The organism is Kitasatospora cheerisanensis KCTC 2395 (assembly GCF_000696185.1).
In the GTDB taxonomy this organism is placed as follows: domain Bacteria; phylum Actinomycetota; class Actinomycetes; order Streptomycetales; family Streptomycetaceae; genus Kitasatospora; species Kitasatospora cheerisanensis.
Map to the genome: position 1 here is coordinate 1,491,697 of NZ_KK853997.1, position 22,662 is coordinate 1,514,358.

The window sequence follows — 22,662 nt, forward strand, 5'->3', positions numbered from 1 at the left end:
CAGCTGATGATCCGCACAGGCGCGCCGCCGCGCGGTAACCTGCCGCAGACCATCAGGGGAGGAGGAGCTGCTCAGGTGACTCAGCTCGACATGACGCCGGGCGCACAGGTACCACGGACGGACGTCGGTCATCAGACCGCGGTCACCCAGGCGTTCTCCTCCGCCGCCTACCGCACCGGCGACTACAACGAACTCGAGGCGCTCGCCGGAGTGAGCGTCAAGAAGGGCAAGTTCGCGCTGTTCCGGCCCAGTGCCGGCGAGGCGTTCAGCCGCGCCCTGATCGACCGCACCCTCGGCGGCGGCCGCAAGCCCATCGTGCCCTCGCACGGCACCGACATCCGCATGGTCGTCGAGCACTGCCTCGCCGCCCAGGACCTGCGCGAGGCCCGCGACCGCCGGCTCGCCACCCTCAGCGCCGTCTGCGGCGTGCTCTTCCTGCCCGGCACGCTGATCTGGCTCGCCGCGTACCAGGCCCGCGCCTGGCTCGGCACGAAGAAGTCCGCCGCCCGGGACGGCTTCATCGGCACCCTGGCCCTGCTCGCCGCCGTCGCGCTGACGCTGTTCCTGCTGGTCCGGCCGCCGGCCGACGGCCTGCTCGGACTGTACTGCCGGGTGGTGATGCTCGGCCCGGTCGTCGGCTGGTACCTCGCCAAGCGCACCGTGGTCACCTCCGTCATGCAGCAGCGCGCCCGCTGGGGCGACCTGGTCGGCGGCAGCCCGGTCGCCGCGGTCGTCCCCAAGGCCGTCCCGAAGGACCACCTCGACAAGAAGGCCAACGAGCTCAAGGCCGGACTCGACCGCCTCACCAACGAGCAGCGCACCAACGTCCAGCACTACGCCGGCCCCAAGGGCATCCTCGGCATCGGCGCCCGCTGGGCCGAGTGGTCGCTGCGCGAGGACCTCCGCCCCGCCGAGGGCCACCCCGACTTCCGCAGCTTCCACGTCTGGGACCTCGCCCGCCGGATCACCGACCGCCTCGGCGCGCTCAGCGGCAGCGACGTCCCCAACGGCGGCCTGCCCAAGCCCCAGATCAGCCACTGGGTGGTGCTCGACACCGGCGAGGGCGCCGACGAGATCGGCCGCCCCTCCGGCGCCGACATGGACGGTGACCGGATGCGCGACTTCGCCGTCCAGGAAGTCGCCAACAAGCAGAGCGTCGGCACCGACACCCGGCACCGCATCGCCGTCCAATTCGTGCTGCACAAGGGCCAGTTGGTCACCACCGTGGTGGTCAGCATCATGGTCCTGTCGCACAGCCTGCAGGTCACCGCGACCGCGCACGCCCTCGGCCCGATCGCCGGCTACTTCACCGGGAAGCCCAAGACCCCCGAGAAGGACGTCCCCAAGACCCTCCGGTTCTGGGAGAACCGCACCGTCCAACTCCCCGTCGTCACCGACGACGAGATCGTCCGGCAGGCCGTCCGCGCCCCGTTCCACAAGGTCCCCGGTCTGCAGAAGTGGCTCGGCGGCTCCATCGGCCTCCCCGAACCCCTCTGCCTGCGCCAGGCCTGGGCCGACCCGACCTGGAACAGCCGCTTCAAGTCCGACGACGCGCTCTACATCCCCACCCCCGTGGTCGGCCTGATCCACGCCGCGGTGGTCGAGTTCCTCGACGAGCACGACGTCGCCACCGACCGGATCGCCAACCGCTCCAACATCATCCGCGCCGAGATGCAGGGCAGCCGCCCCTTCCGCGCCGACAAGTACGACGCCGGGTAGGCCCGCCGGCAGGTGACGCGGCAGGGGCCGTGCGGGAGTCGCTCCCGCACGGCCCCTGCCGCGTCACGTGCTCACCGCGTCAGGCCGGCCACACCTCGGCCAGCACCTTCCGGGTGTCCGCCAGCAGCTGCGGCAGCACCTTCGTGTGCCCCACCACCGGCATGAAGTTGGTGTCCCCGCCCCAGCGCGGCACCACGTGCTGGTGCAGGTGCGCCGCGATGCCCGCGCCCGCCGCCGCACCCTGGTTCATCCCGATGTTGAACCCGTGCGCCCCCGACGCCGCCCGCAGCGCCGTCATCGCCTTCTTGGTGAACTCCCCGAGCTCGGCCGTCTCCGGCCCGTCCAGCTCGGTGTAGTCCGCGACGTGCCGGTACGGCACCACCATCAAGTGCCCGCCGTTGTACGGGTACAGGTTCAGCACCGCGAACACCGACTCGCCGCGCTGCACGATCAGCCCGTCCTCGTCGCTCAGCTTCGGGATCGAGCAGAACGGGCAACCGTCGTCCGGAGCCGGGCCGGTGGGCTTGTTCTCGCCCTGGATGTACGCCATCCGATGAGGTGTCCACAGGCGACGGAAGCCGTCCGGCTCCCCCACGCCCCGCTGCAGTTCCGGCTCACTCGTCATGCCCGCCAGCATAAGCGCCGCCACACCTCGCGAACCAAGCAGTGCGGGGCGGACTCCCGGAGGAGCCTGCCCCGCACGTCGATCTCGGTTGCCCCGGGCGTCAGACCTGGACCCGGCTCCGCACCGCCTCGACGATCTCGGCGATCGCCTGGTCGCGCGGCACGCCGTTCTTCTGCTCGCCGTTGCGGTACCGGAAGGACACCGCGCCGGCCTCGACGTCGTCGTTGCCCGCGATCAGCATGTACGGCACCTTGCTGCGCTGGGCGTTGCGGATCTTCTTCTGCATCCGGTCGTCCGAGGTGTCCACGTCCACCCGGATCCCGTGCTTCTTCAACTCGGCCGCCACGTCGAGCAGGTACGGCACGTGCTCGTCGGTGATCGGGATGCCGGTCACGGTGACGGGGGCCAGCCACGGCGGCATGGCGCCCGCGTAGTGCTCCAGCAGCACCGCGAAGAAGCGCTCGATCGAGCCGAACAGCGCACGGTGGATCATCACCGGCCGCTGCCGCGAGCCGTCGGCCGAGGTGTACTCGAGCTCGAAGCGCTCCGGCAGGTTGAAGTCGAGCTGGATGGTCGACATCTGCCAGGTGCGGCCGATCGCGTCCCGCGCCTGGACCGAGATCTTCGGGCCGTAGAAGGCCGCGCCGCCCGGGTCCGGCACCAGCGGCAGGCCCTGCTTCTCGGCCACGCCGGCGAGGACCGCGGTGGCCTCCTCCCACGCGTCGTCCGACCCGACGAACTTCTCCGGGTCCTTGGTGGACAGCTCCAAGTAGAAGTCGTTCAGGCCGTAGTCGCGCAGCAGGCCCAGGACGAAGGTCAGCGTCCGGTCCAGCTCCTCGGCCATCTGCTCGCGGGTGCAGTAGATGTGCGCGTCGTCCTGCGTGAAGCCGCGGGCGCGGGTCAGGCCGTGCACCACGCCGGACTTCTCGTACCGGTACACGGTGCCGAACTCGAAGAGGCGCAGCGGCAGTTCACGGTACGAGCGGCCGCGCGCGTCGAAGATCAGGTTGTGCATCGGGCAGTTCATGGGCTTGAGGTAGTAGTCCGTGCCCTCGTCGAGCTGCATGGGGGGGTACATGCCGTCGGCGTACCAGTCGAGGTGGCCGCTGGTCTCGAACAGCTTCCCCTTGGTGGCGTGCGGGGTGTAGACGAACTCGTAGCCCTCTTCCTCGTGCCGCTTGCGCGAGTAGTCCTCCATGGTGCGGCGGATGATGCCGCCCTTGGGGTGGAAGACGGCGAGGCCGGAGCCGATCTGCTCGGGGATGGAGAACAGGTCGAGCTCGGTGCCGAGCTTGCGGTGGTCGCGCTTGGCGGCCTCCTCGAGGAAGTCGAGGTGGGCCTTCAGCTCGTCCTTGGTGGGCCACGCGGTGCCGTAGAGGCGCTGCAGCATCGGGTTCTTCTCGCTGCCGCGCCAGTACGCGGCGGCGGAGCGCATCAGCTTGAACGCCGGGATGTGCCGGGTGCTGGGCAGGTGCGGGCCGCGGCAGAGGTCGCCCCAGCAGACCTCGCCGGTCTTCGGGTCGACGTTGTCGTAGATGGTGAGTTCGCCGGCGCCGACCTCGACGTCGGCGCCCTCGCCGGCGGTGGCGGCGGAGCCCTTGAGGCCGATCAGCTCCAGCTTGTAGGGCTCCTTGGCGAGCTCCTCGCGGGCGGCCTCGTCGGTGACCACGCGGCGGGAGAACTTCTGCCCCCGCTTGATGATCTCCTGCATCTTCTTCTCGATGGTCTTGAGGTCGTCCGGGTGGAACGGCTTCTCGACGTCGAAGTCGTAGTAGAAGCCGTCGCGGACGGGCGGGCCGATGCCGAGCTTGGCCTCCGGGAAGACCTGCTGGACGGCCTGGGCCATCACGTGCGCGGTGGAGTGCCGCAGGATGTCGAGGCCGTCGGGGCTGGAGATCTCGACGGGCTCGACCTCGTCGCCGTCCTGGACGGCGTAGGCGAGGTCCTTGAGCTGGCCGCCGACGCGGGCGGCGATCACGGCGCGGTCGTCGGCGAAGAGCTCGGCGGCCGTAGTGCCCGTGGTCACCACGCGCTCTTCCCGATCGGGTTCGCGGTTGATGATGATCCGGACGTCCGTCACCGGTCTCTCCTGACGTTCTGGCTATGGGGTGCAGCACGACCGCTGCGTTGTGCATGGTACCGAGCCGGGCCCGGTACCCGTTGCCAAGGGCCGCGGCGGCCCCGGTGATCGTTCGGTCACTTTCTGCCACAAAGGGGGCGCTCCGCACGGTTGACCGTCCGTCAACTGCGGTATCACTTGGACACGGCGCGGCGCCCCACTGGTCCTCGGTGGGAGCGCCGCCCGGCAAAGGGACCGCGCGGCGTCTGAGGGGGCGTCATGCAACAGCTCCGTTCCTGGTACCAGGGTCCGTTGGCGTCCTTCGACACCGAGACGACGGGTGTGGACGTCGAGCGGGACCGCATCGTCTCGGCCGCCCTGGTGCTGCAGTCCGGCCCGGGCGGGGCGGCCAACGTCCGCAGCTGGCTGGCGAATCCGGGCGTGCCCATCCCCGAGCAGGCCCGGGCGGTGCACGGCATCTCCGACGACCACGTGCGCGCCAACGGCCGCCCGCCGCGGGCGGTCGCGGTGGAGGTGGCGCTCGCCCTGGCCGAGCAGTCCCGCGCGGGCGTGCCGCTGGTGGTGATGAACGCGCCGTACGACCTGACGCTGCTGGACCGGGAGTTGCGCCGGCACGGGGCCGGTTCGCTGACGGAGGTGCTGGGCGGCGCGGAGCTGCTGGTGCTCGATCCGCGGGTGCTGGACAAGCAGTTGGACCGCTACCGCAAGGGCCGCCGCACCCTGACCGACCTGTGCGCGCACTACGGCGTCCCGCTGCTCGGCGCGCACGACGCGGCGGCGGACGCGCTGGCCGCAATGGAGTTGGTGCGCGCGGTGGCCGCGCGGCACTCGCAGCGGCTGGGCGGAATGTCCCCGGCGGAGCTGCACCTGCGGCAGGCGATGTGGCACGCGGCACAGGCACGCGGGCTGGAGCGCTGGTTCGAGCGGGCGGGCACCCCGGAGCGGGTGGACACGGCCTGGCCGATGCGGCCGGCCCGCTGCCGCTGCGGCGAACGCCTGGAGCCGGGCCACGCCTGCGAGTTGGCGGCCTGACGGCCCGGCCGGGAACGGCGGAACGACGAAGGCCCCGACCTGGTGGTCGGGGCCTTCGTCGTGTGCTCGGTGGGCGATACTGGGATCGAACCAGTGACCCCTTCGGTGTGAACGAAGTGCTCTCCCGCTGAGCTAATCGCCCGGGCAACGAGATGAACAGTAGCACCACTTGGGCCCGCGGATCCAATCCGTTCCCCGACGGCCCCCCAGTTCCCGTACCGGGCACGCCCGCTGAATGTCCGTCAGAACTCCGGCCGGGGAACGCGGAAAAGGCGCAGGGCCCCGACCTGATAAACAAGTCGGGGCCCTGCGCCTTTGCATTCCGGTGGGCGATACTGGGATCGAACCAGTGACCCCTTCGGTGTGAACGAAGTGCTCTCCCGCTGAGCTAATCGCCCGGCTGCAGGGAAAACATTACCCCATCCGCGCGGGTGCTCCGACCACCCCGCCCCCTCGTCGCGCCCGGCCCCGCCCCGGCTCCCCGACCAGCAGCGTCGGCGGGTCGGCGGCGGGGCCGCGGGACGGCCGGTGCTCCGGGCGGGGCCGGCGGCGGCAGGTTCGTGCGTTCCTCCAGCCGCCGGGGAGCCGGTCCGGTGCGACCGCCGGTAATCCCCTGCCGTTACCGGCCCGGCCGGTGCCCGGGCGGGCCGTTCGGGGGATTCCGCAATGCGCCGGAAGGGGTACGACTCGCACCGGAATCGGGACAGACGGGTTTACACCGGGCTTTCAGGTGGGATGGTCCGTTCGCCGACGTGCGATTCCCCGAGCGCACACTGAGCGAAAGGCCCTGGCGCTTATGAACACCACGGTCAGCTGCGAGCTGCACCTGCGCCTCATCGTGTCCAGCGAGTCCTCACTGCCCGTCCCCGCGGGCCTGCGCTACGACACTGCCGACCCCTATGCCGTGCATGCGACGTTCCACACCGGAGCCGACGAGACCGTGGAGTGGGTGTTCGCCCGCGACCTCCTCGCGGAGGGGCTGCATCGACCCACCGGTACCGGCGACGTCCGGGTGTGGCCGTCCCGCAGCCACGGTCAAGGCGTGGTTTGCATCGCCCTGAGCTCTCCGGAAGGAGAAGCACTGCTGGAGGCCCCGGCCCGGGCGCTTGAGTCCTTCCTCAAGCGGACGGACGCCGCGGTGCCCCCCGGCACCGAACACCGTCACTTCGACCTCGACCGGGAGCTGTCCCACATCCTCGCCGAGAGCTGAACACCGAACGAGTCCGGCCCGCCGTCGCGCGGCGGCGGGATCGCCTCGATGCGCACCGTCCTACTCGGGGGCACGGTCGCAGTTCACTGCCGCCCACCGGCGGCCTCGGGGCCCGGCCCCGGGCGTCCTCTCCCAGCGGAGCGGACGCCCGGGGCTAAGCCGCGTCCAGCGCCCGTACCGGCCGCGCACGCGCCGCGTACGGGCCCGAACCACGGCCCGGGCCGGTAGAGTCGGCCCCCGCGATGACCGACGCGGTGGTCCCCGGACCGCCGCCGCGTGAGGAGTTCCCACGTGCTGATCACCCATGACACCGAATGCGCGCTGAGCATCCTGGTGGAGCTGCTGAACACCGCGCCGGAGGCCTGCGGCAGCGAGCAGCTGCCCGATGTGGCGGCACTGAGCGCCTTCGTGGTGGGGCAGGAGATCAGCGAGATCGACTCGCTCGGCCCGGCCGACCTGGCCGCCGTGCACGAGCTGCGCGCCCGGCTGCGCGAGGTGTTCTCCGCCGGCACCGTCGAGCGGGCCGCGGAGCTGGTCAACGCGCTGGTCGCGGAGGCCGGCACCACGCCCCGGCTGACCAACCACGACCACCACGGCTGGCACATCCACTACTTCGCGCCGCACGCCGCGGTCGGGCGGCACCTGGCCGCCGAGCTCGGCATGGCGCTGGCGTTCATCGTGATGGCGGGCGAGCTGGAGCGGCTGCGCCGCTGCGAGGCGCCGGACTGCGCCCGGGTCTTCGTCGACCTGTCGCGCAACCGCTCGCGCCGCTACTGCGACAGCCGCACCTGCGGCAACCGGCTGCACGTGGCCGCGTACCGGGCCCGGCAGCGCTCGGCGGAGGCCGGGGCAGTGGCCGCGGCCGGGCGCTGAGGCCGGGCCCGGCTGGTCGGGTCGGGGCGGCGGAGCTGGGAGACTGGGGGGCATGAGCGATTCCCCCCTGCCCCGCGTCGAGTTCTGGTGCGACCTGCTGTGCCCCGACTGCCGTACCTCGCTGGACGACCTGCACGCGCTGCGCGCCCGCTTCGGTGAGGCGCTGACCATCGAGCTGCGGCACTTCCCGCTGGAGAAGCACAAGTACGCGTACCCGGCGGCGGAGGCCGCCGCCGAGGCGTTCGAGCAGGGGCGCGGCTGGGAGTTCGCCGAGGCGCTGCTGGCCCGGCTGGAGGACGTGGAGCGCGGCGGGGCGCAGGCGCTGGTGGAGATCGCCGGCTCGGTGGGGCTGGACGCGGACGAGGTCGACACCGCGCTGATCGACGGCCGTCACATGCTGCTGGTCGACTCGGACGTCGCCGAGGGCCGGGCGATCGGCGTCAAGGGCACTCCGACGTACGTGGTGGCCGGCAAGCGGCTGGACGGCGGGCAGTCGCAGGACGGGCTGTTCGATCGCATCGTGGAGCTGCTCGGCGGCTGACCCGCCCGGTCGTCGGCGACGGCGGGGCGGTCGAGGCCCGTCAGAGCAGCGGCTTGCTGAGGACGCGCCGGGTGACCCGGTAGCCGAGCGAGTCGTACAGGGCGATCGCCGTGCCGTTGTCGGCGAACACGTTGAGGCCGAGGTGGTGGACGCCGGCGGCGAGGCACTCGCGTTCGGCGAGGTGCATCAGGGTGCGGCCGTGGCCCCGGCCGCGGTGCTCCGGGGCGACCTCCACCAGCATGACCCAGGCCACCGGGCTGCCGTCGGGCAGGCGGTCCTGGTGGAGGGTGACCCAGAGGCAGCCGAGGACCCGGCCGTCGGCGTCGAGGAGTTGGCGCAGCACGGTGTCCGGGGTGTGCGGGCCGCCGGGCAGGGCGCGGCGGTGGTCGTGCTCGGCCTTGGCGGCGGCCTCGGCGTCGCCGACCCCGGAGTCGACCAGTTCCTGCCGGTAGCCCTCGACGGCCTGCTCCTCCCAGGCCGGGTACTCCGCCGGCCCGATCCGACGGACCGTCAACCCGCCCGGCGCCTCCGGGAGTTCGGTGAGCGGTTTGATCAGGTTGCGCATCCGCTCGGTGTAGCCGAGGTTCTCGGCGAGCCGCAGGCCGGCCTCCGCCCCGGCGGGCACGGTGACGTCGATCCGGGTGCATCCCCAGGAGCGCAGGACCTCCTCGGCGGCGAGCACGCCGATGGTGCCCCGGCCGCGGCGCCGCCCCTCGGTGACCTCCAGTTCGCTGATCTCGCCCGGGCAGAAGCCGGTCCGGGGCCAGGCGGTGGTCCGCAGGCCGCCCACCGGGTGGCCGTTGACCATGATGTGCCAGCGCCGCGTCCGGCCGTGGTCGGCCGCGGCCTCCTCGGCGCCGTCCGGCCGCAGCGTGGTTGTCATACCGGCCCCTTTTCCCTTCCGCGGCCCGGTTCTACCGTCCGGGCGGTGCTCAGACCGGGTCGTTGTCGCGGACCGCGTGCTCGGTGAAGATCTCCATCGCCTTGCGGGTCACCGGGCCGGCCGGGAGGGTGCGGGCGTCGATGCGGGTGACGGCCTGGACGTCGCGCAGGGTGGAGGTGAGGAAGACCTCCTCGGCGTCGGCGAGGGCTTCGAGGGGGACGTCGGTCTCCTCGGCGCCGGTCCAGTCGATGACGAGCTGCCGGGTGATGCCGGCGAGGCAGCCGGATTCCAGGGTGGGGGTGAGGAGGCGGCCGTCGAGGACCAGGAAGACGTTGGAGCCGGTGCCTTCGCAGAGCCGGCCGGCGGTGTTGGCGAACAGGGCTTCGCTGGCGTCGGCGCGGTGGGCGGCGGCGAGGGCGACGACGTTCTCGGCGTAGGAGGTGGTCTTCAGGCCGGTGACGGCGGAGTGTTCGTTGCGGCGCCAGGGGACGGTGATCACGGCGGTGGCGTCGGGGCGGCGCTTCGCGGTGCCGAGGGCGACGACCAGGGTGGGGTCGGAGTCGCCGCGTTCGGAGCCGAGCGGGGCCAGGCCGCCGGTCCAGGTGATCCGCAGCCGGCCGAGCGGCAGCGGCTTGGCGGCGAGGACGGCCGCGCAGGCCTCGCGGACCCGGTCGTGGTCGGGGCGGGGAGGCCGAGGCCGCGGGCGGAGCGGCTGAGGCGGTCGAGGTGGCGGGTGAGGGCGAAGAGTTCGCCGTTCTCGGCCTTGACGGTCTCGAACACGCCGTCGCCGACGGTGAGTCCGTGGTCGAGGACGGAGAGTGCGGCGTCGTCCTCGGTGCTGAGGGTTCCGTTGACCCAGATCATCGGCGTCGTGCTCCTTGCGGTCAGGCGGGGGTGCCGGTGGAGGCTATCGCCACCAGCCTGGCGGCTTTGAGTTCGGTTTCGCGCCATTCGCGGTCGGGGTCGGAGTCCCAGGTGATTCCGGCGCCGGTGCCGAACTTCAGGACGGGCCGGCCGGTGTCCCGTTCGATCCAGAACGAGCGGATGCCGACGGCGAGTTCGGCCTCGCCGCGGTCGGCGTCGACCCAGCCGATCGCGCCGCAGTAGGGGCCGCGGGGGGCGGTCTCCAGCGCGCGGATGATGCGCAGGGCGCTGCTCTTGGGGGCGCCGGTGACGGAGCCGGGCGGGAAGGTGGCGTCGAAGAGCTGCGGCCAGCCGGCGTCGGCGTGCAGCCGGCCCTCGACGGTGGAGACCAGGTGGACCAGGCCGGGGTGCTTCTCGACGGCGCACAGGTCGGGGACGGTGACGGTGCCGGTGTCGCAGACCCGGCCGAGGTCGTTGCGGACCAGGTCGACGATCATCACGTTCTCGGCGTGGTCCTTGTCGAGCAGGTCGTCCTCGGTGCGGCCGGTGCCCTTGATGGGGCCGGAGCGGACGGTGCGGCCGTGGCGGCTCAGGTACAGCTCGGGCGAGGCGGTGGCGATCTCGACGCCGTGCTCGGGGAGGCGGATCGTTCCTGCGTACGGCGCGGGGTTGTGCGCGGCGAGGAGTCCGCCGAGGGCGTCGATGTCGGTGCGGTCGGGGTCGGGCAGCGGTGCGCTCAACACCCGGCAGAGGTTGGCCTGGTAGACCTCGCCGGCCGCGATGTGCTCGCGGATGCGGCGCACGCCCGCGCGGTAGGCGTCCACGTCGAGGGAGGTGTGCCAGCTGTCGGGGGCGGGTCCGCGCCAGGCGTCGGTGGCGGGCGGGCCGGGGTCGGGGCGGACCTCGTCGAACCGGGCGCAGGTGAGGCGGCCCTCGAAGTCGTGGGCGACGGCCCAGAATCCGCCGCGGTCGAGGACGGCCGGGTCGTGGCCGACCTCGCGCAGGCCGGTGGCGAGGCGTCCGGCGAAGCGGGCCATCGGCTGGTGGGGGCTGAGCGGGGCGGTGCGGCCGGACACGGTTCTCCTGCGCGGATTGTGGTGCTGCCCGTTGCGGTCGCGCGGGCGGGGCGTGGGCGCCGGGGGTTCGCCCCGGTACCGAAAGTCTAGGTCGGGGGCCTGCGGGAACGGTCCGACCGGGCCCGACGGTTGGGCATCGGGCGGCCACCCCCGCGCCACGCTGCGGGAACGGATTTTTCAGCTGGGCCGGGAATCCGCTAGAGTTCAACACGTCGCCAGGGAGCGCAGCCGGGAAAAACCGGAAGGGCCCCCAGGGAGACAGGCGGACGTGGCTCAGTTGGTAGAGCATCACCTTGCCAAGGTGAGGGTCGCGAGTTCGAATCTCGTCGTCCGCTCGATGGGGAACGGGTAAGATCGTTCTTCAGAAGTTGCCTGGTGGAGTGGCCGAGAGGCGAGGCAACGGCCTGCAAAGCCGTGTACACGGGTTCAAATCCCGTCTCCACCTCCAAGAGGTGCCTTCCGGTTCCGACCGGCGGGCCCTCCCCGCGCGATTAGCTCAGCGGGAGAGCACTACCTTGACACGGTAGGGGTCACTGGTTCAATCCCAGTATCGCGCACTGGTCTTCGGACTTCGGTCTCCGGGTTTCGATCATCGGAGCATCCCCGCGCGATTAGCTCAGCGGGAGAGCACTACCTTGACACGGTAGGGGTCACTGGTTCAATCCCAGTATCGCGCACCCAGGCAGGGCTCTTCGAAGTCCCTGGCACCCCCCGCGCGATTAGCTCAGCGGGAGAGCACTACCTTGACACGGTAGGGGTCACTGGTTCAATCCCAGTATCGCGCACGCAGGGAGGGCTCCCCGGAGCACCTCGGCACCGTCCCGCGCGATTAGCTCAGCGGGAGAGCACTACCTTGACACGGTAGGGGTCACTGGTTCAATCCCAGTATCGCGCACCGCAGTTGAGAGCCGCCGTCCGGATCCGGACGGCGGCTCTCGGCGTTTGCGGCGGCAACGGACGGTACTGCCCGCGGACATGGGAGTGGCCGGGAACGGCACGCCCTCACCGACGTGTCGTTCCCGGCCACCGGGTGAGGCCGGAGCTGCAGCCTGCGCCACTCATTTCGTCCGTCCACGACTACATGAGGGTTGCTCCGGCCGGCGAAGACCCCTACCCCATTGGGGGTCAGCGCCCGATCAGATCGGCGACCGCTTTGGTCTGGGTCGCCAGTTGGTCCCACGCCCCGAACAGGGCCATCAGCAGGATCGCGCAGGGCAGGGCGATGGCGAGGGCCACCATCGGGTGCCTGGTCTCCGCGGGGTGCGGGGCCAGGGGCCGACGGCGGGGGGCTCTGCTGAGCGGTGCCATGTCTGCTGTGCTCCTGCCGGGCTGCGGTGCTGCGGTCGGGTCGGGGACGGGTGGTGCTCGCTTGGCAGCGAGGACGGTCATTTCTCGGGGGACGAGCGGGGCCGTCCTCGCTGTGAACAACGGTAGGCGGGACGGCAGTCGGGGTCGTCATGCCGGCGTACCGTTCCGATCGCCTCCGCTGGTAGGAGGCGGGGGGCGGGCGCGTACGCCTGAGGTCGGACACGGGAGTGCGCGGACCCCTTAGGCGACCCTGAGGGCGCCCCTTGGGGGACGGCGGGATCGCTGGTGGGGCAGGGTGTCTGACGGTGCGCCACGGATGCCGGTCTGACAATCCGACCGGCGGTTCGTGTGTTGCGTGTCAGCACGGGGCCGCTACCTGTCCGTAAGCTGTGCCGAGACAGTTGTCTGACGGTGCCCCGGACCGACGGGGCCTCACCCCACAGGCTGACGGAACGGGAACGGGTACGGGCAAATGGCAATGATGCGGCTGCGGCGTGAGGACCCCCGCATCGTCGGCCCGTACCGGCTGCACCGGCGGCTGGGCGCGGGCGGGATGGGCGTGGTCTTCCTCGGCTCGGACCGGAAGGGGCAGCGGGTCGCGCTGAAGCTGATCCGCGCCGAGCTCGCCGAGGACGCCGAGTTCCGCACCCGCTTCGCCCGCGAGATCGCGGCGGCCTCCCGGATCCGCGGCGGCTGCACGGCCCGGGTGATGGGCTCCGACATCGAGGCCGACCGCCCGTGGCTGGCCACCGCGTACGTGCCCGGGCCTTCGCTGTACAAGCAGGTCTCCGAGGAGGGCGTGCTGGCCTGGCCGGACGCGGCCCGGATCGGCGCCGCGCTGGCCGACGGGCTGGTGAAGGTGCACGAGGCGGGCGTGGTGCACCGCGACCTCAAGCCGTCGAACATCCTGCTCTCCCCCAAGGGCCCGCGGATCATCGACTTCGGCATCGCCTGGTCGCGCGGCGCGTCCACCCTCACCCACGTCGGCACGGCGGTCGGCTCCCCCGGCTTCCTCGCGCCGGAGCAGGTGCGCGGCGCGGCCGTGACGCCCGCCACCGACGTGTTCGCGTTCGGGGCGACGCTGGCGTTCGCGCTCACCGGGGAGTCGCCGTTCGGGTCCGGCGCCTCCTCCGAGGTGATGCTGTACCGGGTGGTGCACGAGGAGCCGGACCTGTCCGGAATCCCGCCGGTGCTGGCCCCGTTGGTGCGGGCCTGCCTGGCCAAGGAGCCCTCGGAGCGTCCGCCGGCCGCCGCCCTGCACGAGCGCCTGAGCGAGCTCGCCGCGCGCGGCGTCGGCGGCCGGGCCGCCCGCTCCGCCGTGCGCCCCGCGGAGCGGCCCGCCGCCGGCGCCCCGGCGGAGGGGACTGCGGACGGTCCGCCGGTGCGCCGCCCGGGCGGTCCCGGCCGGGCGCCGCGGTGCCCGGTGCGGTCCGCCGGCCGGTCGCCGAGGGCCAGCGCGGCCCGGCCGGTCCGCCGCCCGCCCGGCCGGCGCCCGTCCGTCCGGCGCCCGCCCCGGCCGCGGCTGCTGACGGCGCGTCGGCGCCCGGCCGCCCGGTGGCCGCGCCTGCGGTGCCCCGGCCCGAGGTGCGCCCGGACGCCCGCACCGAGCGGGTGCGGCGCCCGGTCCGGGACGGCGACACGGTGCGCGAGCGCCGGCCCGCCGCGCCCGCCGGGCGGGAGCGCACCCCGCTGCCCGGCCGCGACCGCACTCCCCCGCCCGGCCGCGTCCCGCACCCACCGGCCAGCCGGCCGACGGCCCGTCAGCGGCTGCTGCGCCAGCGGCTGGTGGTGTTCGTCACCGTGACGCTCGGGGTGGCGCTGGCCATCGCCGTCGCGCAGGGCTGCGAGAACCGGGACGCGCAGGGCCTCGGCCCGGCGCCGGGCACGACGGCCACGGCGAGGCCGAGTTCGGGCGCGACGCTGTCGGTGGACAGCCTGAACACCGTCGGCCACAGCGACTCCGGCCTGGGCCCCGCGCTCGGCAACCCGCCGGCCGTGGACTGGCCGAACCGCAGCTACCCGGACCCGGCGGGCGGTCCGACGATCCAGCTGCACGACGGGCACTCCACCGACGGGGGCGCGCCGGTCACGCTCTCCGCCGTGCTGCCCGCCCGCTACCGGGACGCCCCGGCGACGCTGGTGGTGCTGCGCCGGGTCGAGGGCGCCGTCCCGGTCGACCTGGTGCAGCTGTACGCGTTCACCGGCACCGCTCCGACGCTGATCGCCGGCCGGGCGTCCACCGCCAATCCGGAGGCCGGGGCGGTGTGGCGGGTGGAGAACGGCGCGCTGGTCCGCGAGGAGCGGGTGGACCGCACCGGCGCGGTCTCCTCGACCCGCTACACCGTCCGCCCGGACGGCAGCCTGGAGGAGTCCTGGCCCGGCGCGGGCGTCTCCGGCTCGACGAACTGACGCCCGCCCGCTCAACTGCCGGTGACGGTCTGTCAGTGCCCGGCGGGAGCATGTGCCGCATGATGTGGACGACCGACGCGATGCACGTCGCGTACTGCCAGTACTTCCTGTACGGGCCGGAGCTGCCGGACGGCTGGGACGCGCACGCGCTGGCCCGGCTGTTCCACGGCAACGGCGTGGCGGCCGGCTGCCCGGACCACCTGACGGTGCTGTGCGGCACCCACACCGGGCTGATCCGGCTCGGCGTCGAACGGGCCGCCGCCCGGCCGGCCGAGCCCGGGCCGGAGTGGGAGAGCGCGGTGGAGCTGTCCCTGTACAGCAGCGGCGAGTTGCGCGTCCGGGCCTGGGACGGCGTCGACCTCGCCGAGGCCGGCAACCTGGCGCACGCCGGCCGCGGCTGGTACCGGATCCGGGTGCAGACCCGCGGCCGGGACCGCGGCAGGGAGACCGACACCGCCGCCCGCCCCGTCGAGGAGCACCGGCTGACGATCTGGCCCGCTCCCCCGTCCCCCGATCTGGTGCTGCGCGTCGGCGACCTGACGGGCCGTCGGCACCACGATCCGCGCCGGCCGGCCCCGCAGCCGATATCGCCGCCCGCGGCGCGTCGGGCGGCCTGACGGGTCATCGGCCGTGCACCGCGGATAATGGTCGCGGAGTCGGGCGAACCGGGAGGTACGGGAGCAATGGCGCTGGTCGCAGGAGTGCGCGTCAAGCTGGTGACGGATCTGGTGCTGGGTGACGCCACCGAGGCCTCCGGGGGCGGGGAGCCGGTGGGCCTCCTGCTGCTGGGGGCGGGCGTCGAGGGCACCGTCGAGCACGTCACCGGGGAGGTGGCGCCGCCCGACGAGGTCCGCGAGTACGAGCGGCTGCGGGCGCTGCGCGACGACTACGGGCACACCATGCCCGGGGAGAGCCTCAAGCGGCTGGAGGCCGAGATCGCCAAGCTGACCCCGCACTGGGAGGCGTTCCAGGTGCGGGGGCCACGCTCGTCGGTGCGGGTGCGCTTCGACAACGGGTTCGTGCTGGACGGGGCCGACGAGCAGGTGCTGACGGCCCTCTAGGGCCCTTCAGCAGCTGCCGGCGGCCTTCTAGAAGTGGTCGGGGCCCTCCCAGGCGTACCAGCCGTCGCCCAGCGGGGAGTAACCGGAGGCGCGGGAGGGCGTGCCGGCCGGGAAGTACGCGTAGCCGTGCGGGGCGAACAGGCCGCTGCCGCCGATCGCGAACTTGACTCCGCCGTCGACGAGTTCGGTTCCGGTGACCCGGTAGCCGGCCACCCACTCCGGCCCGGCCGCGCCGGTGGCGACGGCGTGCTCGGCCCAGTCGGTGAGCGCCGGGCGGGCCAGCCCGAAGCGGACCTCGGCCAGGTCGACCTGTGTGGCCGTCAGCACCGTGACGGCCACCAGCAGCGGGCCGACCGCCCAGCGCCAACGGCCGGACGGGTTCCGGCCGTTCCGGGCGGAGACCCACGCCTGCCACATCAGCCAGGCGAACGGCAGAAGCAGCAGCATCGACGCCCCGAAGCCGATCAGCCCGACGTCCCCGCCGGGGACGCTCAGGCCCAGCAGGATCGCGGCGCAGCCCAGCGCGACGCCGAGCAGCACGCTGGTGCCGGGGCGGCGCGGCCGGCTTGACCTCGTAGTCACCGTCGCACCGACCACCACGACGGCGATCAGCAGCAGCGGGACCGCCGCCATGACGAGGAACACCGGGAACCCCTGGAACCAGCTGTGCAGCTTCCCGTCCGGCAGCGCCACGAGTGCGGCGAGCACCGCGCCCGCCAGCAAGGGGCCCCGGTAGCCCTCGAACGAGAGGCGGCGCAGCGCGAGGGCGCGATCATTGATCATGACGCCCTTTCTACCGGAGGACGGCCCGCCCCGGTACCCTCAACTTCCTTTGCGGGAGCGGGACTCAGCCGTGGTTCACCGCGTAGAAGGCGATCGCGGCGGCGGCGCCGACGTTCAGCGAGTCGATGCCGTGCGCCATCGGGATGCGTACCCGCTGGTCGGCGGCGGCGAGCGCCTTCGGGGTGAGACCGTCGCCCTCGGCGCCGAGCATCAGCGCGGCCTTGTCCAGCAGGTGCGACTTGGCGACCGTGAAGTCCTCGGCGCCGGACGGGGTGAGCGCGAGAAGTTCGAACCCGGCCTCGCGGACCGCGGCGAGCGAGTCCGGCCACGGGTCAAGACGGGCGTACGGGACGGAGAACACCGCGCCCATCGACGTCTTGACGGCCCGTCGGTACAGCGGGTCGGCGCAGTCCGGGGAGAGCAGCACGGCGTCCATCCCGAGGGCCGCCGCCGAACGGAAGATCGCGCCCAGGTTGGTGTGGTCCACCAGCCCCTCCAGCACGGCGACCCGCCGGGCCCCGTCGAGGACCTCGGCCGCGGACGGCAGCGGCTTGCGCTCCATCGACGCGAGAGCGCCGCGGTGCACGTGGTAGCCGGTCACCCGCTCCGCGAGAGCCGGCTCGACCAGGTGCACGGGCGCGTCGGTCTCCGCGATCACGTCGCCCATCACGCCGAGCCACTTCGCGGTGAGCAGCATCGACCGCATCCGGAAGCCCGCCGCGAGAGCACGGCGGATCACCTTCTCGCCCTCCGCGATGAACAAGCCCTCGGCCGGTTCGCGCCGACGGCGCAGCTCGACGTCGGTCAGGTCGGTGTAGTCGCTCAGCCGGGGGTCGGCGGCGTCGGTGACGGTGGATGGCTCAGACACCGGACGATTTTCGCACGTGGGAGGACCCGACAGGGCTCGTGGGACATGGGGACCGGAAACGGCGGAACGCTTCGCGCCCTGTTGATCCTCCGCAGACCCGGCCTCGCCGTTCCCCGAGCCCCTGGCGGGGCTCCCGCCGTTCTCCCAACCCCTGTCGGGCTCCCGCCGCTCCCCGGGCTACTCGCCCAGGATGTTGACCACGTCGCCGATGACGATGACCGCCGGGGGCTTGATGCCCTCGGTGCGGACGGTTTCGCCGATGGTGGCGAGGGTGGCGTCGATGCGGCGCTGGGCGGCGGTGGTGCCCTCCTGGACGACGGCGACGGGGGTGGAGCCGTCGCGGCCGTGGGAGATGAGCTCCGCGGCTATCGCGGCGATCTTGTCGACGGCCATCAGCAGGACCAGCGTGCCGGTCATGCCGGCGACGGCCTGCCAGTTGGTGAGGGAGCGCTCGCCGGGGCCGACGTGGCCGGAGATGACGGTGAACTCGTGGGTGAGGCCGCGGTGGGTGACGGGGATGCCGGCGGCCGCGGGCACGCTGATCGAGGACGAGATGCCGGGGACGACGGTGACGGGCACGCCGGCGTCCAGGCAGGCGAGCAGTTCCTCGCCGCCGCGGCCGAACACGTACGGGTCGCCGCCCTTGAGGCGGACCACGAACTTGCCGGCCTTGGCGTGGTCGATCAGGGTCTGGTTGATCGCTTCCTGGGCCATGTACCGGCCGTAGGGGATCTTCGAGGCGTCGATCACCTCGACGTGCGGCGGGAGTTCGGCGAGCAGTTCGCGCGGGGCGAGCCGGTCGGCGACGACCACGTCCGCGTCGGCGAGGAGGCGGCGGCCGCGCACCGTGATCAGGTCCGGGTCGCCGGGGCCGCCACCGACCAGGGCGACGCCCGCGCCGCGGGCGCGGTACTGGCGGGCGGCGAGGGAGCCGTCGCGCAGGCCGGCGACGATCGAGTCGCGCAGGGCGGCGGAGTGCCGGGGGTCGCCGGTGAGGACGGCGACGGTCGCGCCGGCGTCGTGGCCGGAGGCGGGCGTCCAGGCGGTGGCGGCGGCGGCGTCGTCGCTGCGGGAGCAGAACACCCGCAGGCGCTCGGCCTCGGCGGACACGGCGGTGTTGACCTCGGGGTCGTCGGTGGCGACCAGCGCGTACCAGGTGTCGGCGAGGTCGCCGTCCGCGTACGGGCGCCGGTGCCAGGTCAGTTCGCCGGCGTCGGCCATCGCGGAGACGGCGGGGGTGGTGGCCGGGGATATCAGGTGGATCTCGGCGCCGGAGGCGATCAGCGCGGGCAGTCGGCGCTGGGCGACCTGGCCGCCGCCGATCACCACGACGCGGCGGCCGGACAGCAGCAGCCCGACGGGGTACGGGGTGAGGCCCTGGGTGGACGGGTGCGGGTGCGGCGTGAGCGCGGTCATCGAGGGAGCTCCTGGGTGGGCGGCGGTGCGGGGAGCCCCGTGGCCGGCGCGCCCTTGAGCCGGCGACGGGCGGCGGCGGACCGCCCCCGCCGCACACGGCGGGGGCGGCTCGCGCCGGTGGTGGATCAGGACTTCTCGGTGACTCCGGCGGAGTCGAAGGTGGCTACATCGTGCATCGCCCGGGCGGCGCTCTGCACCAGCGGCAGGGCGAGCAGGGCACCGGTGCCCTCGCCGAGCCGCAGGTCCAGGTCGATCAGCGGGCGCAGGCCGAGCCTGGCGAGCGCGGTCTGGTGACCCGGCTCGGCGGAGCGGTGTCCGGCGATGCAGGCGGCCAGCACCTCCGGCGCGATGGCCTTGGCGACCAGCGCGGCCGAGCCGGCGATCACGCCGTCCAGGATGACCGGGGTGCGCAGCGAGGCCGCGCCCAGCAGGAAGCCGGCGATCGCCGCGTGCTCCAGGCCACCGACGGCGGCGAGCACGCCGATCGGGTCGGCCGGGTCCGGCTTGTGCAGCTCCAGGGCCTGCCGGATCACCTCGACCTTGCGGGTGTGGGTGGCGTCGTCGATGCCGGTGCCGCGCCCGGTCACCTCGGCCGGGTCGGTGTCGGTGAACACCGAGATCAGCGCGGCGGACGCGGTGGTGTTCGCGATGCCCATGTCGCCGGTGATCAGCACCTTGTTGCCGGCCGCGACCAGGTCGCGGGCGGTCTCGATGCCGACCTCGATCGCGCGCACCGCCTCGTCGCGGCTCATCGCCGGGCCCTGGGTCATGTCGTCGGTGCCGGGCTTGACCTTGCGCGGCAGCAGGCCGGTGGTGCGGCCCTGCTGGATGGCGTCCGGCAGTTCGGAGGCGACGCCGACGTCGACCACGCACACCTCGGTGCCGACCTGCGCGGCGAAGGCGTTGACCACCGCGCCGCCGGCCAGGAAGTTCCCGACCATCTGCGCGGTGACCTCCTGCGGCCACGGCGTCACGCCCTGGGCGTGCACCCCGTGGTCACCGGCGAAGATCGCCACGCAGCCCGGCTCCGGGATCGGCGGCGGGCACTTGCGGGCCAGCCCGGAGAGCTGCGCCGCGATGATCTCCAGCACGCCGAGCGACCCGGCGGGCTTGGTCATCCGCTTCTGCCGGTCCCACGCCTCGCCGAGCGCCTTGGCGTCCAGCGGGCGGATGCCGCGCAGCGTGTCGGACAGCAGGTCGTGCGGCTCCTCGCCGGGCAGCGCACGGTTGCCGTACTGCTCCTCGTGCACCACCCAGGACAGCGGGCGCTTCTTCGCCCAGCCCTGCTGCTGCAGCTCCGGCTCGTCCGGGAACGCGTCCACGAAGCCGACGCACAGGTAGGCGACGACCTCCAGGTGCTCCGGCAGGCCGAGTTCGCGGACCAGTTCCTCCTCGTCGAAGAAGCTCACCCAGCCGACGCCCAGGCCCTCGGCCCGGGCCGCCAGCCACAGGTTCTCGACGGCCAGCGCCGCCGAGTACGGGGCCATCTGCGGCTGGGTGTGCCGGCCCAGCGTGTGCCGGCCGCCGCGGGTGCGGTCGGCGGTCACCACGATGTTGACCGGCGTCTCGAGGATCGCCTCGATCTTGATTTCCTTGAACTGCTTCGCCCGGCCCTTGGGCAGCGAGTCCGCGTACGCCTCGCGCTGACGCTCCGCCAGCTCGTGCATCTTCCGGCGGGTCTTCGCGGAGCGGATCACCACGAAGTCCCACGGCTGCGAGTAGCCGACGCTGGGCGCGGTGTGCGCCGCCTCCAGCACCCGGATCAGCACCTCATGCGGAATCGGGTCCGGCCGGAAGCCGTTGCGGACGTCCCGCCGCTCCCGGATCACCTGGTGCACGGCCTCCCGCCCCGCGTCGTCGTACCCGGGCGCGGCGGGGCCGCGGTCCTCCTCGGGGACGTCGACGGCCTCGGCGGACTCGGCGGACTCGGGGGCTTCGGCCTCGGCGGGCTCGGCCTCGGTCTCGGTCGCTTCCGTGGCTTCGCCGGGCTCGGCAGGTGCGACGGCCTCGGCAGCGGGCGCGGCCTCGGGCTGGGGCTCGGTCTCCGCGACGGGCTCCGTGCTCTCGGCAGCCTCGGTGCCTTCGGGGCCTCGGGCGCCTCGGCGACGGGAGCGGCCTCGGCCTCGACCGCCTGGGCGGGCTCGGTGGCCTCGGTGGCCTTGGGGGTCTCCGTGGCCTCCGTGGCCTCCGGCGCCTCCGCGTTCTCGGCGGCGGGCTTCTCGGGCTCCAGCAGCGGCAGTCCGGCGGGCGCGGCGAGGAACGCCGAGATGCGACGGTGCGCGCCCCGGCCGGCCAGCTTCGCGGCCTGCTCGGGGATCGGCTGCGCGGCAGCCTCGGCGGCCTCCGCGTTCTCGGCAACGGGCGCGGGCTGCTCGGCCGGCACGGCCTGCTCGGCGGGCGCGGCCTCCGGCTGCTCGGCGGACGGAGCGTCAGCAGCGGGGGCAGCGGCCTCGGGCTGCGCAGCCTCCGACGGAGCGTCAGCCGCCTCGGCGGCGACGGGCTCGGCAATCACGGCCTCGGCCGCCACGGGCTCGACGGCCGGCACGGCCTCGGGCTGCTCGACCACCGGAGCGTCGGCGGCCGGAGCGTCGGCGGCCGGAGCGTCGGCGGCCGGAGCCTCCGCCGCCTGGGCCTCCGTCACCGGGGCGTCCGCGACCGGCTCCGCCACCGGGGCCTCCTCGGCCACGGGGGCTTCCACGACGGGTGCATCGACGGCGGCCTGCTCGGCAACCGGGGCTTCCACGGCCTCCGCCGCAGGAGCCTCGACTGCCGGAGCCTCGACCGCCGGGGCCTCAGCGACCGGAACCTCGACGGCCGGCACCGGCGCGCCCTGGGCCGCCCCGGCAGCAGCGGCCTCGACGGGCTCCACGAACACGGGCGTCAGGCTCGCGGCGGGCGCGGCCACCACGACCGGCTGCGCCGGAACGGCTTCCGCCGCCACCGGCTCACCCTCGACGGGCGCGACGGTCGCAGCGGGCTCGGCCACGACGGCCTCGGCCGCGACCGGCTCCGCCGCCACCGGCTCGGCGACGACCGGCTCCACGGCGATCGGCTGCGGGGCGGCAACCTCCGCCTCGGCAACGGGCGCTGCGTCGGCGGGCGCCACCGTCTGCACCGGCGCGGCCGGTTCGGTGACGACAGCCGCCGCGGCGGCCTCCACCACCTGCGGCTGGACAGGCGCGGGCACCGGCACGGCCTGCACCGCGGTCGGCACGGGCGTGGCCTGCGCCGGCACCGTCTGCACGGGCGCGGCCTGGACGGGCGCGGCCTGCGCCGGCACGGTCTGGACGGGCGGAGCCTGCACCACGGGCGCGGCCTGCTGCTGCGGCGCCGCCTCGGCGGGGATCGCGGGCACACCGAAGGCGGGCGTGCCGCCGGGGGTGGACGGGCCGCGGTCGGCGAGCGAGCGGACCGGGACGTGACCGGTCATCAGCGACGGGTCCGGGATCGGCGGGCCGGCGTGCAGCGGGCGGCGCGGCTGAGGCGCCGTCAGCGGCGGGGCGACGGGCTGCGCCTGCGGGCCGCCCGCGGCGGTCGGGTCCGCGGCCGTCTCGGCGGTGAGCACCGGCGGGGCGAGCGGGGGCCAGGAGGGCGCGACGGGGTGCCGACGGCCGGCTCGGCGGCCGGGTCGGCGGTGTCGGCCGCTTCGACGGTGCCGTGCACGGCGTCGCCCCAGGCGGTCTGGGGGGCGGGCATCAGCAGGACGTCGTCCTCCTCGTCGCCGTCGGGCTGGTCGAGGAAGGTGTACGCGGGGCGCTGTTCGCCGTGCCATCCGGCCGCGGCCGGCGGAAGGGGCGCGCCGAGGTGGTGCTCCGGCAGGGTCCGCCGGGCCCGGGTTCGGGCGCGAGGGGACCGGCGTTGGGGCGTGGCCGCCGTCGGTCATGTCAATGCTCCTTCCAGGCCGCTTGCGCGTC

Annotated in this window: 17 protein-coding genes, 8 tRNA genes and 2 pseudogenes; 15 read left to right on the top strand and 12 right to left on the bottom strand. The window is 73.8% G+C overall.

The window, feature by feature from the left end; translation table 11 throughout:
• Positions 1-75 precede the first annotated feature (75 nt).
• Positions 76-1,719 carry a hypothetical protein gene (locus KCH_RS06655; RefSeq protein WP_035860126.1) on the top strand — a complete coding sequence of 548 codons (1,644 nt, stop codon included), beginning with the start codon at positions 76-78 and terminating at the stop codon, positions 1,717-1,719.
• A gap of 79 nt (positions 1,720-1,798) precedes the next feature.
• Here the strand turns inward: KCH_RS06655 and KCH_RS06660 are convergent, their stop codons facing one another.
• Positions 1,799-2,356: an HIT family protein gene (locus KCH_RS06660; RefSeq protein WP_035860128.1), complete on the bottom strand. Its 558-nt coding sequence runs from the start codon at positions 2,354-2,356 to the stop codon at positions 1,799-1,801.
• A gap of 88 nt (positions 2,357-2,444) precedes the next feature.
• Positions 2,445-4,424 (bottom strand): threonine--tRNA ligase, encoded by a 1,980-nt coding sequence (gene thrS, locus KCH_RS06665; RefSeq protein WP_035860129.1) that lies wholly within the window; start codon positions 4,422-4,424, stop codon positions 2,445-2,447.
• Between the two features lie 258 nt (positions 4,425-4,682).
• Between thrS and KCH_RS06670 the strand changes: the two genes are divergently transcribed.
• Positions 4,683-5,456, top strand: a complete 774-nt coding sequence (locus KCH_RS06670; protein WP_035860130.1) for a 3'-5' exonuclease — start codon at positions 4,683-4,685, stop codon at positions 5,454-5,456.
• 70 nt (positions 5,457-5,526) lie between these two features.
• Here the strand turns inward: KCH_RS06670 and KCH_RS06675 are convergent.
• Both KCH_RS06675 and KCH_RS06680 read right to left on the bottom strand, forming a co-directional pair.
• Positions 5,527-5,598: transfer RNA gene (locus KCH_RS06675), tRNA-Val, on the bottom strand.
• Between the two features lie 184 nt (positions 5,599-5,782).
• Positions 5,783-5,854: transfer RNA gene (locus KCH_RS06680), tRNA-Val, on the bottom strand.
• Positions 5,855-6,252: 398 nt separating this feature from the next.
• On the opposite strand from KCH_RS06680, the gene KCH_RS06685 reads away from it, so the two are divergent.
• From KCH_RS06685 to KCH_RS06695, 3 genes are all read left to right on the top strand, one after another.
• Positions 6,253-6,666 (top strand): SsgA family sporulation/cell division regulator, encoded by a 414-nt coding sequence (locus KCH_RS06685; protein ID WP_030056266.1) that lies wholly within the window; start codon positions 6,253-6,255, stop codon positions 6,664-6,666.
• Positions 6,667-6,957: 291 nt separating this feature from the next.
• Positions 6,958-7,539 (top strand): CGNR zinc finger domain-containing protein, encoded by a 582-nt coding sequence (locus KCH_RS06690; protein ID WP_035860139.1) that lies wholly within the window; start codon positions 6,958-6,960, stop codon positions 7,537-7,539.
• Positions 7,540-7,591: 52 nt separating this feature from the next.
• On the top strand, positions 7,592-8,080 hold the full coding sequence (locus KCH_RS06695; protein WP_035860142.1) for a DsbA family protein: 489 nt from the start codon (positions 7,592-7,594) through the stop codon (positions 8,078-8,080).
• 40 nt (positions 8,081-8,120) lie between these two features.
• Here the strand turns inward: KCH_RS06695 and KCH_RS06700 are convergent, their stop codons facing one another.
• The 3 genes and pseudogenes from KCH_RS06700 to KCH_RS06710 all read right to left on the bottom strand — a co-directional run bounded on the left by KCH_RS06700 (position 8,121) and on the right by KCH_RS06710 (position 10,864).
• Complete coding sequence (locus KCH_RS06700; RefSeq protein ID WP_035860145.1) at positions 8,121-8,963, bottom strand: GNAT family N-acetyltransferase; 843 nt, start codon at positions 8,961-8,963, stop codon at positions 8,121-8,123.
• 49 nt (positions 8,964-9,012) lie between these two features.
• Positions 9,013-9,827: pseudogene (locus tag KCH_RS06705) on the bottom strand (aminotransferase class IV).
• A 20-nt stretch (positions 9,828-9,847) separates the two neighbouring features.
• Positions 9,848-10,864, bottom strand: a complete 1,017-nt coding sequence (locus KCH_RS06710; RefSeq protein WP_035870938.1) for a chorismate-binding protein — start codon at positions 10,862-10,864, stop codon at positions 9,848-9,850.
• A 301-nt stretch (positions 10,865-11,165) separates the two neighbouring features.
• Here KCH_RS06710 and KCH_RS06715 point away from each other — a divergent pair.
• From KCH_RS06715 to KCH_RS06740, 6 genes are all read left to right on the top strand, one after another.
• Positions 11,166-11,238, top strand: a tRNA-Gly gene (locus KCH_RS06715).
• A gap of 39 nt (positions 11,239-11,277) precedes the next feature.
• Positions 11,278-11,351, top strand: a tRNA-Cys gene (locus KCH_RS06720).
• A gap of 37 nt (positions 11,352-11,388) precedes the next feature.
• Positions 11,389-11,460, top strand: a tRNA-Val gene (locus tag KCH_RS06725).
• Positions 11,461-11,508: 48 nt separating this feature from the next.
• Positions 11,509-11,580, top strand: a tRNA-Val gene (locus tag KCH_RS06730).
• 36 nt (positions 11,581-11,616) lie between these two features.
• A tRNA-Val gene (locus tag KCH_RS06735) sits at positions 11,617-11,688 on the top strand.
• A gap of 38 nt (positions 11,689-11,726) precedes the next feature.
• Positions 11,727-11,798 (top strand) — tRNA-Val (locus KCH_RS06740).
• A 230-nt stretch (positions 11,799-12,028) separates the two neighbouring features.
• Here the strand turns inward: KCH_RS06740 and KCH_RS41015 are convergent.
• Positions 12,029-12,211: a hypothetical protein gene (locus KCH_RS41015; protein WP_035860147.1), complete on the bottom strand. Its 183-nt coding sequence runs from the start codon at positions 12,209-12,211 to the stop codon at positions 12,029-12,031.
• A gap of 472 nt (positions 12,212-12,683) precedes the next feature.
• On the opposite strand from KCH_RS41015, the gene KCH_RS44120 reads away from it, so the two are divergent.
• From KCH_RS44120 to KCH_RS06765, 4 genes are all read left to right on the top strand, one after another.
• Positions 12,684-14,015 (top strand): serine/threonine-protein kinase, encoded by a 1,332-nt coding sequence (locus KCH_RS44120; RefSeq protein WP_244305207.1) that lies wholly within the window; start codon positions 12,684-12,686, stop codon positions 14,013-14,015.
• Positions 14,000-14,620 carry a hypothetical protein gene (locus KCH_RS43240; protein ID WP_157031924.1) on the top strand — a complete coding sequence of 207 codons (621 nt, stop codon included), beginning with the start codon at positions 14,000-14,002 and terminating at the stop codon, positions 14,618-14,620. The genes KCH_RS44120 and KCH_RS43240 overlap by 16 nt, the downstream gene beginning before the upstream one ends.
• 59 nt (positions 14,621-14,679) lie before the next feature.
• On the top strand, positions 14,680-15,237 hold the full coding sequence (locus KCH_RS41030; protein WP_051652823.1) for a hypothetical protein: 558 nt from the start codon (positions 14,680-14,682) through the stop codon (positions 15,235-15,237).
• A gap of 66 nt (positions 15,238-15,303) precedes the next feature.
• The gene (locus KCH_RS06765) at positions 15,304-15,681 is read left to right on the top strand and encodes a hypothetical protein (protein ID WP_035860152.1); all 378 of its coding nucleotides are present in this window, start codon (positions 15,304-15,306) and stop codon (positions 15,679-15,681) included.
• Between the two features lie 27 nt (positions 15,682-15,708).
• Here KCH_RS06765 and KCH_RS06770 read toward each other — a convergent pair whose 3' ends face one another.
• The 4 genes and pseudogenes from KCH_RS06770 to cobT all read right to left on the bottom strand — a co-directional run bounded on the left by KCH_RS06770 (position 15,709) and on the right by cobT (position 22,178).
• Entirely contained in the window at positions 15,709-16,464 is a 756-nt protein-coding gene (locus tag KCH_RS06770) for a hypothetical protein (protein ID WP_035860156.1), read from the bottom strand.
• Positions 16,465-16,528: 64 nt separating this feature from the next.
• Positions 16,529-17,332, bottom strand: coding sequence for a TrmH family RNA methyltransferase (locus KCH_RS06775; protein ID WP_035860157.1), 804 nt, complete (start codon positions 17,330-17,332; stop codon positions 16,529-16,531).
• Positions 17,333-17,509: 177 nt separating this feature from the next.
• Positions 17,510-18,748 (bottom strand): uroporphyrinogen-III C-methyltransferase, encoded by a 1,239-nt coding sequence (gene cobA, locus KCH_RS06780; protein WP_051652824.1) that lies wholly within the window; start codon positions 18,746-18,748, stop codon positions 17,510-17,512.
• 125 nt (positions 18,749-18,873) lie between these two features.
• Positions 18,874-22,178, bottom strand: a pseudogene (gene cobT / locus KCH_RS47075) (nicotinate-nucleotide--dimethylbenzimidazole phosphoribosyltransferase).
• Positions 22,179-22,662: the final 484 nt, after the last annotated feature.

Coding starts and splice junctions, on each gene's coding strand:
- cobA (WP_051652824.1), bottom strand. CDS start 18,748: ATGACCGCGCTCACGCCGCACCCGCACCCGTCCACCCAGGGCCTCACC.
- KCH_RS41030 (WP_051652823.1), top strand. CDS start 14,680: ATGATGTGGACGACCGACGCGATGCACGTCGCGTACTGCCAGTACTTC.
- KCH_RS06710 (WP_035870938.1), bottom strand. CDS start 10,864: ATGGCCCGCTTCGCCGGACGCCTCGCCACCGGCCTGCGCGAGGTCGGC.
- KCH_RS06770 (WP_035860156.1), bottom strand. CDS start 16,464: ATGATCAATGATCGCGCCCTCGCGCTGCGCCGCCTCTCGTTCGAGGGC.
- KCH_RS44120 (WP_244305207.1), top strand. CDS start 12,684: ATGGCAATGATGCGGCTGCGGCGTGAGGACCCCCGCATCGTCGGCCCG.
- KCH_RS41015 (WP_035860147.1), bottom strand. CDS start 12,211: ATGGCACCGCTCAGCAGAGCCCCCCGCCGTCGGCCCCTGGCCCCGCAC.
- KCH_RS06700 (WP_035860145.1), bottom strand. CDS start 8,963: ATGACAACCACGCTGCGGCCGGACGGCGCCGAGGAGGCCGCGGCCGAC.
- KCH_RS06660 (WP_035860128.1), bottom strand. CDS start 2,356: ATGCTGGCGGGCATGACGAGTGAGCCGGAACTGCAGCGGGGCGTGGGG.
- KCH_RS06765 (WP_035860152.1), top strand. CDS start 15,304: ATGGCGCTGGTCGCAGGAGTGCGCGTCAAGCTGGTGACGGATCTGGTG.
- KCH_RS06670 (WP_035860130.1), top strand. CDS start 4,683: ATGCAACAGCTCCGTTCCTGGTACCAGGGTCCGTTGGCGTCCTTCGAC.
- KCH_RS06685 (WP_030056266.1), top strand. CDS start 6,253: ATGAACACCACGGTCAGCTGCGAGCTGCACCTGCGCCTCATCGTGTCC.
- KCH_RS06695 (WP_035860142.1), top strand. CDS start 7,592: ATGAGCGATTCCCCCCTGCCCCGCGTCGAGTTCTGGTGCGACCTGCTG.